This window comes from Thermanaeromonas sp. (genome assembly GCF_021890735.1).
Taxonomy (GTDB): Bacteria; Bacillota; DSM-521; order Neomoorellales; family Neomoorellaceae; genus Thermanaeromonas.
The window spans coordinates 20,700-35,040 of record NZ_JAKKUR010000015.1; the positions used below are offsets into that span (position 1 = coordinate 20,700).

Annotated in this window: 15 protein-coding genes; 1 reads left to right on the plus strand and 14 read right to left on the minus strand. The window is 53.4% G+C overall.

Features of this window, described 5'->3' with window-relative positions; all coding sequences use genetic code 11:
* Window positions 1-43 precede the first annotated feature (43 nt).
* The 7 genes from L5656_RS04865 to L5656_RS04895 form a co-directional block, all read right to left on the minus strand.
* A complete protein-coding gene (locus tag L5656_RS04865; RefSeq protein ID WP_297199854.1) occupies window positions 44-1,222 on the minus strand; it encodes a radical SAM/SPASM domain-containing protein in 1,179 nt (392 codons plus the stop codon).
* A 17-nt stretch (window positions 1,223-1,239) separates the two neighbouring features.
* Window positions 1,240-2,781 (minus strand): uroporphyrinogen-III C-methyltransferase, encoded by a 1,542-nt coding sequence (gene cobA / locus L5656_RS04870; protein WP_297199857.1) that lies wholly within the window; start codon window positions 2,779-2,781, stop codon window positions 1,240-1,242.
* Window positions 2,762-3,706, minus strand: a complete 945-nt coding sequence (gene hemC, locus L5656_RS04875) for a hydroxymethylbilane synthase (protein ID WP_297199859.1) — start codon at window positions 3,704-3,706, stop codon at window positions 2,762-2,764. Before hemC ends, cobA begins: the two co-directional genes overlap by 20 nt.
* A gap of 90 nt (window positions 3,707-3,796) precedes the next feature.
* Entirely contained in the window at window positions 3,797-5,110 is a 1,314-nt protein-coding gene (gene hemA / locus L5656_RS04880; RefSeq protein WP_297199861.1) for a glutamyl-tRNA reductase, read from the minus strand.
* Entirely contained in the window at window positions 5,092-5,730 is a 639-nt protein-coding gene (locus L5656_RS04885) for a precorrin-2 dehydrogenase/sirohydrochlorin ferrochelatase family protein (RefSeq protein WP_297199863.1), read from the minus strand. The genes hemA and L5656_RS04885 overlap by 19 nt, the downstream gene beginning before the upstream one ends.
* Window positions 5,730-6,698 (minus strand): polyprenyl synthetase family protein, encoded by a 969-nt coding sequence (locus L5656_RS04890; RefSeq protein WP_297199865.1) that lies wholly within the window; start codon window positions 6,696-6,698, stop codon window positions 5,730-5,732. The genes L5656_RS04885 and L5656_RS04890 overlap by 1 nt, the downstream gene beginning before the upstream one ends.
* Window positions 6,699-6,780: 82 nt before the next feature.
* Entirely contained in the window at window positions 6,781-9,120 is a 2,340-nt protein-coding gene (locus L5656_RS04895; protein WP_297199867.1) for an O-antigen ligase family protein, read from the minus strand.
* A 134-nt stretch (window positions 9,121-9,254) separates the two neighbouring features.
* Between L5656_RS04895 and L5656_RS04900 the strand changes: the two genes are divergently transcribed.
* Window positions 9,255-9,455, plus strand: coding sequence for a DUF3006 domain-containing protein (locus tag L5656_RS04900; RefSeq protein ID WP_297199869.1), 201 nt, complete (start codon window positions 9,255-9,257; stop codon window positions 9,453-9,455).
* On the opposite strand, the gene L5656_RS04905 is transcribed toward L5656_RS04900, so the two are convergent.
* The 7 genes from L5656_RS04905 to tatC all read right to left on the minus strand — a co-directional run.
* Window positions 9,452-10,264, minus strand: a complete 813-nt coding sequence (locus tag L5656_RS04905; protein ID WP_297199871.1) for a M55 family metallopeptidase — start codon at window positions 10,262-10,264, stop codon at window positions 9,452-9,454. The genes L5656_RS04900 and L5656_RS04905 overlap by 4 nt on opposite strands.
* A 12-nt stretch (window positions 10,265-10,276) precedes the next feature.
* A complete protein-coding gene (locus L5656_RS04910; protein ID WP_297199875.1) occupies window positions 10,277-10,993 on the minus strand; it encodes a LysM peptidoglycan-binding domain-containing protein in 717 nt (238 codons plus the stop codon).
* An 86-nt stretch (window positions 10,994-11,079) separates the two neighbouring features.
* Window positions 11,080-11,451, minus strand: a complete 372-nt coding sequence (gene mgsA, locus L5656_RS04915; protein WP_297199878.1) for a methylglyoxal synthase — start codon at window positions 11,449-11,451, stop codon at window positions 11,080-11,082.
* Entirely contained in the window at window positions 11,403-12,128 is a 726-nt protein-coding gene (locus tag L5656_RS04920) for a YkgJ family cysteine cluster protein (RefSeq protein ID WP_297199881.1), read from the minus strand. The genes mgsA and L5656_RS04920 overlap by 49 nt, the downstream gene beginning before the upstream one ends.
* Window positions 12,125-13,351, minus strand: coding sequence for a [FeFe] hydrogenase H-cluster maturation GTPase HydF (hydF, locus tag L5656_RS04925; RefSeq protein WP_297199884.1), 1,227 nt, complete (start codon window positions 13,349-13,351; stop codon window positions 12,125-12,127). The genes L5656_RS04920 and hydF overlap by 4 nt, the downstream gene beginning before the upstream one ends.
* Window positions 13,352-13,442: 91 nt before the next feature.
* Window positions 13,443-13,691 (minus strand): Sec-independent protein translocase protein TatB, encoded by a 249-nt coding sequence (gene tatB, locus L5656_RS04930; protein WP_297199887.1) that lies wholly within the window; start codon window positions 13,689-13,691, stop codon window positions 13,443-13,445.
* A 41-nt stretch (window positions 13,692-13,732) separates the two neighbouring features.
* Window positions 13,733-14,341, minus strand: a 609-nt coding sequence (tatC, locus tag L5656_RS04935) for a twin-arginine translocase subunit TatC (RefSeq protein ID WP_297199889.1), incomplete at its 5' end; no start/stop codon positions are given.

The window sequence follows — 14,341 nt, forward strand, 5'->3', positions numbered from 1 at the left end:
TCCTTTGCTAAATATCCATCCGGACATCCTTTACTTTTTTTAATTAAACTCTTCCTTTAATCTCCTCTTCGGTCAAATAACAAGCGGGGTCGGACTCCCAAAAATCCCCTGTGGCCGCTTCCGCGCGAGCCCGGCAGTTACCGTTACAGATATCCAGCCAGAAACATTGCCGGCACCTACCCTTAAGGAGAGGCTTCCTATCCCGCAATCCGGCCAAAAGGGGATGTTTGGCTTCCGACCAGATCCGGCTAAAAGGCTCTTCCCGGATGTGCCCTACCGTATGGTGCAGGGTAAATTGATCCGGATGCACCCCCCCTTCCCAGTCAATGGCACCGATGGCCATACCGCTCCGGTTTCCCCCGTTTAAACGCAGGAGCTCTAGGGCATAGGCGGCCCGTTCTGGGTCTTCCTTTTTAAGATGGAAATACAGGTAAGGTCCGTCAGCATGGTTATCCACGGTCAGCATCTCTATCTTTTTGCCCTTCCTGCGCCACCGGTACACCCTTTCTATAAGAAGGTCCATTACTTCCCTCGTCTCCTCGTGGCTCAGGTCCCTTTCGGCCATACGGCTCCCCCGGCCAGTGTACACTAGATGATAAAAGCACACCCGCGGTATACCTTCTTCTTCGACCAAATATAAGATATCGGGTACCTGCGTAAGGGTGTCCTTGCTTAAGGTAAATCTCAACCCGACTTTTTGCCCGGCGTTAAGACAGTTATGGATCCCTTCCAGCGCCCTAAGGAAGGCGCCTTTTTCACCCCGGAAACTATCATGTGCGCTGTCTACTCCGTCCAGGCTTACACCTACGTAGCTTACGCCCAATATCCTTAATTTCCGGGCGGTACTGGGATCGATTAAGGTGCCGTTGGTGGAAACAACCACCCTTATATTCCGGTTGACTGCATATGCCATAAGATCAAAAATATCTTTCCTTAGGAGCGGCTCACCCCCGGAAAGGAGTAGGACCGGAACACGGAAAGAAGCCAGGTCATCCACCAGGGCTTTAGCTTCCGACGTGGTAAGCTCCCCGGGTGCGGGCTCCCCGGTGGCTTCCGCATAGCAATGGCGACATTTTAGATTACAAGCCTTTGTACAGTTCCAGACCACCACGGGCCCGCTGTCTTCCCGGGCTCCGGCCCGGGCAGTACGGCTTAAGGAATCATAGCGCAACGTGTCCCCGTAAAAGCTGTCTCCACAGAGAAGCTTGCTCAGACTGATCAAGAGAATCCTTTACCCCCTTACTCCCTTGCTCGTTTACTAGTTTTAGCAAAATATTCTAACAAGGCCTGGATAAGACCCTCTTCGGTATATTCCCTGGCCTCTACCGCGACCTTTAGGCCCGCCTCGCGGGCGGCCTTACCGGTTACGGGACCTATGCAGGCCACGACCGTATCTTTTAGCAGCTCCGCCGCATCTCCGCCCAGCACCTCCAGCAGGGAGCGGACTGTTGAGGCACTGGTAAAAGTAACGGCATCTATTTTCCCATTAGACAACCATTCCCGCAATCGATCGGCATCTCCGTCGGCTTTTTCCGTTTTATAAGCGGCTACCTCCACTACTTCAGCCCCGCTCTGCCTCAGTTCCTCTGCAAGGACCGGCCGGGCTATATCTGCCCTGGGTAGAAGCACCCTTTTGCCTTTTACGTAAGGCTTTAAACCCGAAGCCACCGCTTCGGCTATATACTCCGCCGGCTGGTAGTCTGCCAAGATACCCCGCTCCGCCAGGGCCTCTGCAGTGGCCGGTCCTATGGCCGCTATTTTTACCCCGGCCAGGCTTCTTACATCCAAGCCTTGGGCCTTAAGGCGCCGCCAGAACCACTCCACCCCGTTCACGCTGGTAAATACAATCCAGTCGAAACGGGATGCTTCTTTTACCATCCTATCGAAGGTTTCCAGATCGACTGGAGGCCTTATCTTTATGGCCGGAAACTGGACCACTTCGGCTCCCAATTCTGAAAGCCTTTGGGCCATTCCCTTTCCCCGGGGCCACGGGCGGGTAACAACGATCCTCCGTCCGGCCAGAGGCTTGTTATCCCACCAGGCCAATTTTTCCCGCAGCCGGACTACCTCCCCCACCACTATAACGGCCGGGTTGCGGAAGGAGGCGGCTTGGGCCTTAGCTTCAATATCTACCAGGGTCCCCACCAAGGTTTCCTGTTCCGCCCGGCTTCCCCAGCGGATAAGAGCGCAAGGAGTGGAGGGCGGGCGGCCGTGGAGCAGCAATTGTCCCACAATATGGGAGAGATTGCCTACTCCCATCAAAAATACCAGGGTATCCGCGCTGCGGGCCAGCTCCCGCCAGTTTATCCGCGTTCCTTCTTTGCCGGGGTCTTCGTTGCCGGTAACAATAGCCACCGTAGAAGCCACTCCCCGGTGGGTCACCGGGATGCCTGCATAGGCAGGTACGGCCACAGCCGAGGTAACCCCCGGAACTATCTCAAAAGGGATACCGGCCTCTCTGAGGGTCAGGGCTTCCTCCCCGCCGCGACCAAAAAGGAAGGGATCTCCCCCTTTAAGACGTACTACTTTTTTACCTTCCCTGGCGAGCCTTACAAGGAGGTTATTTATCTCCTCTTGGGATAGGGCGTGCCGCCCCGGGGCCTTACCCACGTAAATTTTTTCGCAATCTTCCCGGGTGAAGTGGAGTAACTCGGGGTTTATAAGACGGTCGTAAACCACAGCATCTGCTTCTGCCAAACAATCCTTTCCCCTCAAAGTTAAAAGCCCTACATCTCCTGGCCCGGCACCTACCAAATATACCTTACCTTTGGCCTGCACCATAGCTCCTCCGCACTCCTTCCAGGATGGCTCTGGCTCCCCGTTTGAGGAGCTTAGCTGCCAAGCGCTTACCCACCTCTTCAGGCCGGCTTACCGAGCCCGCTTCCACGTCCCTTAACAATTCCCTGCCGTCCAGGCTGGCTACCATCCCTTCTAGGATTAGGCAGCTTCCTTCCGCCCGGCCCAGGGCGGCTATAGGCACCTGGCACCCGCCCTCCAATTCTCTGAGGAAAGCCCGCTCTGCTTGTACGCAGGCGAAAGAAGGTGGGTCATTTAACGGTTTAATCAATTCGAGTACCCGCTTGTCATCCTTCCGGACTTCAACTCCTATAGCTCCCTGCCCCACGGCTGGAAGGCAGATGTCATAAGGCAGCTCCTCGCTCACCCAGTGGCTCATCCGGAGGCGCTTTAACCCTGCGGCAGCAAGAATTATCCCGTCCAAACCTTCTTTTTCCATCTTGGCCAGCCGTGTAGTAACATTTCCCCTCAGATCGACAATTTCTAAATCCGGCCGCCAGTGCCAGAGCTGCGCTTTCCTCCGCAGGCTGCTCGTGCCCAGGCGGGCCTTTGCCGGAAGGCCGGTCCAACCTTGACCCCGGCGCGAAACCAGAACATCCCGGGGGTCCTCCCTCGGTCCTATGGCACCTATAACCAGACCATGAGGGAGCACCGTAGGCACATCCTTCATACTGTGGACCGCCACATCTATACGGCCTTCCTCTAAAGCTATCTCCAACTCCTTAGTAAAAAGGCCCTTGTCACCGATGCGGGCCAGGGCCACATCCAGTATCTTATCTCCTTTAGTTTTTAATGTTACCAGCTCGCATTTAAGCTCCGGATGAACTCTCTTTAACGCTGCTATGACCCATTCGGCCTGCCATCTAGCTAGTGCACTTTCCCGGGAACCTACTACCAATTTAAGTCCCATACGCCTATGAGCCTCCCCGGTACGTCTCCTTTCTCCGGCCTACCTTAACCCCGGCTCTTCCACCATAGCTTTCCACCAAGCAGGTTCGGGCTACCTCCCGTCGGCCCGGCACCTCAAATCACCTGTATCCTGCTCTTCCTTCACCTCAAGGCCGAAGAGCTCTTGCAGAGCTTCTACATACAAATGACCCTGGGGTTTAAAAACTGCTTGCTTAAGATTGACCACAACATCATGCAACAACTGGTTTACAATGGAATTAGCCAGAGTCCCTATAATTTTCTTTTCCCTGGGTGAGGGCGAACCCAGGCGGTTGAAGGCGCGCCGTAGCTCCGCCTCTTTTATGGCCTCCGCCTTCTTCTTAAGGGCTACAATGGTAGGTACCACAGATAGCGAACCTAACCACTGGAAGAAATTTTCCACCTCTTCGGCAATGATGCCTTCTGCCTTCTGCGCTGCTTTCTGCCGCTCTTCCAGGTTATTCAATACCACCTGTTGCAAGTCGTCGATATCGAAGAGCTTGACACCCGGAAGGTCCCCCACGGCGGGATCGATATCCCGGGGTACGGCGATATCTATCAGCATCAGAGGCGTATTTTCCCGGCCCTTTCTGGCCCGGGCTACTTGCTCGGGATGTAAAATATAATGGCTGGCCGCCGTACAGCTTATAACTATATCCGCTTGAGGTAAAATATCTTCCAGATTATCTAATCGTACAGCCTGGCCGCCAATGGTCTGGGCTAAAGCCTTCGCCCGCTCATAGGACCGGTTAGAAACCAAAACGGTAGTAACTCCGTTATCCCTAAGATAACGGGCAGCCAGAGTGCTCATTTTCCCTGCTCCGATGACGAGAACTGTCCGCCCTTCTAGGCTACCAAAGACCTGCCTGGCCAGCTCTACCGCGGCGTAACTTACGGACACCGTATTGTGGTTTATACGCGTTTCTGTCCTTACGCGCTTTCCTGTAGAGATGGCCTGCTGGAAAAGCGTATTTAATACAGGGTGCGTCGCATCATTTGCCCGGGCTATATCATAAGCTTCGGCTACTTGGCCTAAGACTTGAGCTTCTCCCAGGATCATGGAATCAAGCCCTGAAGCCACCCGGAAGAGGTGCCTTACGGCTTCATAGGAGCTGTAAGTATATAAATACTTATCTAAAAGGGAAAGCTCCTCTTCACAACGCCGGCTCAAAAAATCCTTGGTTTCTCTAATGGCTTGCTCGGGTTCTGAGGTGACGAAATATACCTCTGTACGGTTACACGTGCTTAAGATAACCGCTCCCGCTATGTCCGGCAGCTCCTTTAAAGACTTTAGAGCTTCCGGCAGGACATAACGGGGAAAAGCCAGCTTTTCCCTGATCTCCACCGGAGCCGTGCGGTGATTTAAGCCTACCACCCAGATAAACACCGCTCCACCCGCTCCCTCGCAGCCTTTTTATCTCCTCGGGCAACTAATTCCAGGAGCTCCGTGTCCCTGGCCAGTTTGCGGAATATGTCGGCCCTCTTTGTCTGGTCTTCCGGGAATCTTTCCTTAAGGAGAGGCCGCAGCTCTGCTAAAAATTGGCTAAAACTACCGTATTCCTTCCCAACCATCTCTTCGATCCTCTCCCTTAGCCAAGCGGCCAAGGCCGGGCTCTGACCGCCCGTAGAGATAGCCACCTGAAGGCTGCCCTTGCGTACTACGGCCGGTACCAGAAAGGAGCTTTCCTCAGGCCCATCCGCCACATTAACCCAAATACCTCGCTCCCGGCACTCTTTGGCTACTCGCCAGTTAAGCTGCCTGTCCGGGGTAGCAACAAAAACCAAAACCTTACCCTTAAGGTCGGGCGGCTGGTATTCCCGGGGCTCCCAGTCGATACGGCCCTCCCGGGCCAGACCGGCCAAGCGCGGGGTTACTTCCGGGCTGACCACGGTAACCCGGGCCCCGGCTTTAAGTAACCCTTCCACCTTGCGTTCCCCTACCCGACCGCCGCCGACCACCAGGCAAGGCTTATCCTTTAACTGTAAAAATACAGGATAATAATTCACTAAAACTTCCGCACCCTCACAAAAGTGGTTAACTCCTCCAGAATATCCCGGGCACGCCCGGGAGGAAGGGACCATAGCTGCGCCCTGGCCTTGGCGAGGTACTTCTCGGCCAACTCCAGGGTAAAATCGATTCCTCCCGAGTTACGGATAATCTCCAACGCCTCGGCTATCTCCTCTTCGCTCTTACGAGGCTTGGCAAGAAGCAGGCTTAAACGCCGGTGATAGAAAGAATTGCTTAAAGCATAAATCGCCGGCAGGGTTAAAATCCCCTGGCGCAGGTCGCTACCCACCGGTTTACCAAGGCTTTCGGGGTCGGCCACCATATCCAACACGTCGTCGGTCAACTGGAAGGCCATGCCCAGATAGCGCCCGTACAGGCGCAGCGCCCTAACGTTTTCCGGAGCGCCCCCTGCAGCTATGGCTCCCAGCTCGCAGCTGGCCGAAATAAGGAGAGCCGTCTTGCGCCGTATACGCTCGAGATACTCCCGCAAAGTTATTTCTAACATAAAGGCAGAATCCAGTTGATCCAGCTCCCCCTGCACCATCTTAACGCTAACCTGCGCAAGCAAAGAAGGTATGCGCGGGTCGTCGTAGGTGGCAACTAACAATAAAGCCCGAGCAAACAAATAATCACCGGCGTGCAGGGATACCTTTTCCCCCCACCTGGCCCATACCGTAGGTTTTCCCCGCCTTAAGGGAGAGGCATCGATAACATCATCGTGAATAAGGGTAGCCATATGGATCATTTCCAGAGCTACCGCTAAAGGCAAAAGTTGTTCCAGCGACCCACCGCAACACCTGCCGGCCAAAAGGGCAAAAGCAGGGCGTAAGCGTTTTCCCCCGGCGGTAACCATCTGGCGTGCCGCCTGAGCCAGAACGGGATCGGGGGCCTCAGCCTGTTTTAACAGCTCTTCTTCCACCGCTTCTAAATCCCGGCGTACTTCGGATAAACAAGTGAGATCAATCATACTTTTATTATACCACGTCGAAAAACCAATATCGTAATCCCCATTAACATAAAACAGGAAGCACTCCGGTATCCCAGCCCGATTAACTTAAAACAGGAAGCTCCCGTATCTGGTCGAACTGGGTCAAAAAATCGGGGTGGCTCTTCCGAAGTTCTTCTAACAGCTGATTTGCCTTCGCCTCTTGGCCTTGCTGCTTTAACACTAGAGCCCGCCACAGCTTAACTTCGGGTTCCAGCTTTTTGTCTTTACCGGCTTTTTCCAGGCTATCCATAGCTTCCTTGTTTCGCCCTAAGAAATACTGGGCCTTAGCTACTTCCAAACGCAGGGCAGGGCTAAGGCTAAGGCCGCCTGACTTCTCGTCATGGAGCTTTTCTAAATCACCGAGGAGTTTAAGCCGCTGCTCGATTTCCGAAGGCAGATGCAAAGCTTGGGCAAATAATTCCCTAGCCTTTTCCCCCTGGTTTTCCTGCAAAAGCCGCATTCCACAAGCAACATACCCCCGGGCCAGGCTTTCCCACGTACTCACCACCCAGGGAGCGAGGTCCCGGGCTTTTTCCAGGGCTTTAACCGTCTGGTCTACTTCCCCTAAGGCCCAGTAAACTTCCGCCAACCGGAGCCTTAATAAATAATTATACGGCTCCTTTTCCACGGCCTGTAAGGTTAGGTTTAAAGCCTCCGAGTACTTGCCTTCCCTCAAATATATAGAGGCCAAGTCGGCAGCATAAGAGGCCATAAAGGGGTCGTACTTTACAGCCTCCTCCAGCTTGGACGCGGCCGCGCGCAGGTTGCCTTGCTGGTAGGCTTGGAGCCCTTCCCGGGCCGAAGCCGTACCCGCCAGGAAGGATATGCTAAAAACGAAGATAATAAGGGCTGCCAGAGCCACCACACTGGCGTATTTTACCTGTACCCTGGAGAACTCCCGGGAAGAAAGGAGAACTTCTTCCCCACGCCTCAAGCGCTCAAGGCTCCGCATCAAGCCCCACAAGGACCACAGTAGTATGGATACCGCCCCTAAAGCGAGATCGAAATCTAAAGCGGCGTGCAGTCCTAAACTTAACGCTCCAGCGAATAAAGCCCCCACCAGAAGCCGGTCTTCGCCTCGGTAAGACAGGTAATTTTTAACCGCTACAGACACGTAAGACAGCCATAAACCTGCCACCACTACCATTCCCACCAGGCCCGTTTCTACGGCGAGCTGTGCGTAATAGTTATGTACCTGGGTAGAGCTGTAGAAGTAACGCTGGTAGTGCCGGTAAGCTGCCTCCCATCCTCCCCCACCATAACCTAAAAGAGGCTTTTCTTTAAGCATATTGATGGCATCCCGGGTCCATTCTATCCTCTCCCGGCTGCTCCTCGTCTCCAGATTGATGTCTTTTATGCGCTGGATTATGTGGGAAGGCAGAAGCTTTTCCAGCACCGCTGCCTGGTCTGGGCTTCGCAAAGATGTACTGGAGGGCAAAACGGCCGAGTAGCTATACCAACCGGCCGCCAGAAGCAACACCAAACTTAGAGCAAGGGCCAGGCGGGTACGGGCGGAAGGTACAAGCCTTACCGCTGCAATAGCAAGAAGCTGTAACCCTATAGCCAAGACCAGGCCTGCCAGAAACCATGTCCAGGCTCCGGTATAATTTTGGGCCACGGCCAAACTTAAAAAGCGGTTACCCACCAGTGCACAACCGAAGGTAACTGCAAGGTGGGCTAGGAAACCAAGCCTAAAACCCCGGGGCAATACCAAAAAGTAAAGGGCCAGGGTTAAAGGATATACAAGATAAGCTCCCCGGGAGCCTGTCCCTATGAACACCATAAGAATAATATAGTTGCCGGCAGCATAAGCAAGGCGGGCTCCATTTTGGGCCCTGCTCCAGAGGTAAAACCCTATAAAGCTTACCCCCATTAAATAAGCGGCCAAGGCGTTGGGGTACTGCAGGGTAGAATATATTCGCCCCCCTACAAACCCGTCTTTGATGTATATTATCTCCGTAGCCGTAAGCAAGCCAGCCAGGCACACCCCTATACCCGAAGCATAAAGGCTGTGCAGGATCCATCTTGTAGTGAGTTCGTTTCTGTTTAGCTGAACTATTAACCAAAAAACCAAGAAATAAAGGGTTACTTTGCTTACCTCGGCCAGAGCGAGGCTCCGACTGGCCGGCTTGATACTGCTCAACACATAAACCATGACCAAACCCAGGGCAAGATAATCCAAGGAAGATCTCAAGAAACTTATTTCCCGCCGCGAAAATTTCCAGAGCCAGGTCAGTATAAAGATTACAGTAGTTAAAATAAGGGTCCAGCGTTGCTCTACAGGGAAGAAAAGCCCGCGGAAAAAGGGCGGGTAGAAAAGCAAAACTAACAGGGCACCAAAGCTTATATACCACAACGAGCTATTTCCCTGAGGAACTACAACTTTTTTCCGGCTCGGCATACCCTTTTTCGTCCCCTCCCACCTTATCTGGCCTTCTTAACATTCGCCACCTCCTAGTTCTTTTCCTGCTACCTGGAAGCTGGATTTTTTCCGGGTCTAAACGGTATAATCGTGTAGGAGGGATGGGGATAAGGATGTTAAAAAAACAACCGCCCTTGATTATAGAGCGGCTTGACGAAGAACAAGCTATCCTCAAATTTAATAACCAAACCTTTTCCCTTCCCCGCGCCCTTCTTCCCCGGGCGGCCAAGGAAGGCGATGCCTTAAAGATAGCCGTAGCCCTTCTACCACCTGCAAACTTTGCTAACCCCAAGAGGAGGCCTACCCAAATTTAACTTTTAGCTAGAGCGGCCATGGCCCGGAAGGCACGGTAGGCCTCCATATAACTCTTTGTCTCATACACAACCGTCCGGGCTCCCCGGCGCTTGCTACGAGGCAGGAGGGCGGCTGCTTCAGCCTGGGATACCTCCTTAAACTCTACCTCCAGGGTAACCGGCGCGGGAGGCTTAAGGGGAGCAAAAGATTTTATATCTCCCAAGGCCTCGAGCACGGCAAGCTTTATCTTCTCCCTTGCCGCTACCGGGCTGAGGCTGTAAGCCGAATAATAGCTGCGCGCTTCTTTCACTACTACTGTTTTTACCTCACCCAAAAGCTCCCTGGCCTCAGCACAAGCTACGTTGTCCCCTGATACCACTACCACTGGAATCCCGTACAAACCGGCTACCCACGCATTAAGACCTATCTCCCCTACTTCCCGTCCGTTAACCCGGCAGGACAGGATGGCTGCAGTATAGGTGTGAGCAAGGACTCCTGCGCTCCCGGCCCGTGCATGATATCCGACAAACAACACAGCGTTAAACCTGGGGTCTATCCCTTCCATCATCCCTAAAGGCTTCGGGCCGCCTTTAATCAGGTGGGCCTTGGGAGATAAAGCTTCGCCTTGTAAGTTATGCATCTTGTTGTGAGCATCGTTCACTACAACACGTGTAGCCCCGGCAGCGAGGGCCCCGCGTACTGCCGCGTTCACTTCCCCGGCGAGCAACCGGCAGGCCCGCTGGTACGCATTTCCTCCTGAGGGTTCTACCTCTTCCCAGGTAGTTACCCCCGCCACACCCTCCATATCTGCCGAGATATAAACATGCAAATCGTTTCCCTCCTACCACCATACGGGCAGGAAGCCGCCCAGAACTACAGGGCCGAAGAAGTGGGGGAACCGTACGCCTACTACCAAGAAGGGTAGGAAACCACCGGGATCCTGCCGGTACCTCAAGCGATGATGGCACATCAGCATACCGTGCGCCAAGGGATGCATATCTTCGGTAACAAAGTCATCGTCGTCCCTGTAGCGGACCCACAGCATGTATCTATCCATACTCAAGGCCCGGGGATCCGGCAGATCCCAAGCTATCACAGTGACCGTCCTTTGATCCCCGTCGGCTAAAGCCACGCCCTTAGCCTGAGGGGCGTGCTCGGTCCCAAAGAGGGCAAAGGCTAAACGCCGCAAGGGCAGGGGACGGAATACGGGTATACACAGGCGCTGGCCGGGGTAAATGAGGTTGGGATCCGTTATTTGAGGATTGGCTTGTACTATCCTTTCTACCGTAGTACCGAAGCGGCGGGCAATTTCATAAAGGGTATCCCCGCGCCTTACTACGTAGATAAAGCCTCCGGGGCAGAAAAATTTGTCCCGTAAGGGTACGCATATCACTTGCCCGGGGAATATGCGGTCGGGATCGGGTACATGAGGATTGGCCGCTATCAGATCGTCCAAGGAGACGTTGAACCTCTGGGCGATGAAGAACATGGTATCTCCCGGTTGCACTATATAGGGAAACCCTCCCGGGCAAGGTGGTACACGTTGAGCCTCGACCATAGGTGACCCTCCTTTTTAACCTCCCGTTTTGGGAAACAGTGTGCTACTCTCAAGATATGCAGGGCCACCCTGGTCGGTGATTATCTTTAACCCAGGCGCCGTAAATGCTCAATGAAAATTGAAGCTGTGGCCAAATTGGTAGCAGCAGGGACATTATGTACGTCGCATATACGTAACAGAGCGTTGATATCCGGCTCGTGGGGCTGGGGGGTTAAGGGATCCCGCAAGAAAATCACCATATCCAGCCGGCCCTTGGCCACCAAAGCCCCCATCTGCTGGTCACCCCCCAGGGGTCCGGATAGCAACCGGTACACTTTTAAACCCGTACGGGCCATAATCTGGGCTCCGGTAGTTCCAGTAGCTATAAGCCGGTGCCGGGCCAAAATATCCCGGTGCTGGTAAACGAAATTTACCAACTCTTCCTTCTTTCGGTCATGGGCGATGAGGGCGATACGCATGAGACCTTCCTCCCGGTTAGTACTTCCCACAAGCTAGGTGAGCACATATCCCGCAGGTATGAGGCGGGTGACTTTAGTTTACGCCGTTCCCAGTAGAACCCCAGCTCGTCCTGACCCCGGTTTACAATGGCCGAACGTAGGGCCAGGCTCCTGTAAGTAGCCGGACAACAATAATAAGTCCGGCAGACCAAAGGCCGGTAAGGATAAAGGCGGCAGAGGTTGTTGCCCGGGGTAAGGAATATACAGTAACCTTCCGCATCAGTCTTTAAAGTAATATCCCAGACCGGCCCTAGCTTACGTACCCGGCAATACCCGGTTATCACCTCCCTGACGGATATATCCCGGCCGGTAAGGTTTTTAATACCTTCGCGCAATAAAAATACATCGGCCAACGTCAAAGGCAGGCGGTCCCGGCAGCAATGGGGGCAACCCCGGCAGTCACCTTCCGGCCGAAAGACCTTGTAGAGTTTAAAGCTTTCCACCTTCTCCAGGGCACGCAAATAATCCTTTACCGTGGCTTCCGGAGAAGTAACTACCAGATCGTACCCTCCCTTTCCGTTTACATACCACGGCCTTACCACCACCGGCTCCACCGTAACTGTCTCCACTGTGGCCTCTTCCCTGTTACTAATTGAGCTGCCTTCCCCTGCCGGTATTGCCAACCCGTGTTTTATCATCTTGAAGACCCTTCTTCCCACACCATTTTGGCTGCAGGGAAGGGCTCCAGGGCCCGGTCCAATATACCATGGACGTATGCCAGGAAAACACCGTAGTTTACTATGGGTACCCCGGCCGCTTTAGCCGCCTGGATACGGTAGAGCATCTCCCGCCGGTTTATCATGCACGCCCCACAGTGTACGATCAGCCGGTAAGGGGACAGATCTTCCGGAAAGCCTCCCCCGGATACCCACTGGAAATCGAGCTCTCCTCCCACCTGCTGGCGGAGCCACCGGGGTATTTGCACTTTTCCTATATCCTCGGGCTGGCGGTGGTGGGTGCAGGCTTCGGCTATGAGCACCCGGTCGCCCGGTTTCAAATGCTTTATAGCCTTGGCTCCCCTCACCAGCTCCAGCAGGTCCCCTTTATACCGGGCCATAAGGATGGAAAATGAGGTCATCCAGACCTCCCTGGGCGTGGCGGCAGCCACCTTTGAAAAAACTTGGGAGTCCGTGATCACTATCTTGGGCCGCGGGATCTTAGCTAAGGCATCTGTAAGCTCCTTCTCCTTTACCACCAATCCCATGGCATTGTGGTCCAAAAGGTCGCGCAGGACCTGCACTTGGGGCAAAATAAGTCGCCCTTTAGGTGCGGCCGTATCTATGGGTACCACCAGTACGGCGAGATCACCCGGTTCTACAAGGTCGCCTACCAAATAGGGAGCCTCAAAGTCGGAAGGGGCAGCCTTGATAAGCTCCCTTTTTAGCTCCTCTATACCCTGGCGGGTTTTAGCGCTTACAGGGAGTATCTTTTGCCCCAGGGCTTGCTCTAGATCAGCAAGCCTTGTCCGCCCGTCTACATCGATCTTGTTAAGCACAGCTACTACCGGAATTTTAGCTTCAGCCAAGCGTGCTTTAAGCTCAAGCTCATAATCCCCTACCCCATGCTCAGGGTCTAAGACCAAGATAGCCAGATCAGTTTTACGTAGAACCTCCAACGTCTTTTTGACCCTTAGTGCGCCCAACTCACCAGTATCATCGATGCCGGCCGTATCTATAAGGACCACTGGACCCAGGGGCAGGATTTCCATAGATTTAAACACCGGATCTGTAGTAGTCCCCGGAATGCTGGAGACCACAGCCAGCTCCTGGTTTGTGAGCGCGTTTATAAGGCTAGACTTGCCTGCATTGCGCCGGCCGAAAAGGGCTATATGGAGCCGGTTACCCTTAGGGGTGTCCAACATATGGTTTTCACCTCCCCTGCCCAGAAAAAAGGAGTCGCTTGCTACCCTTGGCGACCCCTTTTCTACGCATTACCTTTTACTTAGGAAGAGCTTAAGCCTTCCCTTCCTTTTCCCCAACCTCTTTTCCGTCTTCTACCTTGGCTTCTTTCTTATTTTCCCCCTTGGCTTCCTCAAACTTTACTGCTTCTTCTAGCTCGTTACTTAAAGAAGTAGTGGCCTTCTTAAATTCCCGTATGCCCTTACCCAAAGCCCGACCTACCTCGGGAAGTTTTCCAGGCCCGAAAATAATCAAGGCCAGGACCAAAATAAGGAGAAGCTCGGGAACTCCCAAATTAAACATAGAATTTTTCCTCCTTTTCACGAAAATTTACTTTGACCTTCTCATGCTTCTTCTCCCTCTACTCTCTCCTGCTTCCTGCGGACCAAATAAGAGAGCCAAATGCTGCTCTCATAAAGGAGCACCATGGGTAATCCTAAAAGAAGCTGAGAAACAACATCCGGTGTGGGGGTTATCACCGCGGCTATAACCATAATTACAAGCACCGCCAGTTTGCGGTTCCTAGCCAGAAACTGCGGCGAAACCAGGCCCAGCCTAGTCAAAAGCATAACCACCAGGGGCAACTGAAATATAACACCAAAAGGTAGTACGAAGGTGGTAAGGAATCCAAGATATTTGGATATTGTGATAAGCGGCTGGAACCCTTCGCTCGCTGTTACCAAAAGAAACCGCAGAGCAACCGGTAAAACCACCGAGTACCCGAAAACTATTCCACCAAAAAAGAGCATAAGGGAAAAGGGCATCACTATATAAACCCACCGGCGCTCATGGGGGTGTAGGGCCGGAAGGATAAAGCTCCAAACCTCCCACAGAATAACAGGCAAAGCCAAAAAAATAGCCGCCAAAAAAGACATCTTTATAGAAGTAAAAAATGCTTCCGCCGGGGTGATATATACCAGGCTAACCCCTAGCTCCTTCACCGGACGAGTAAG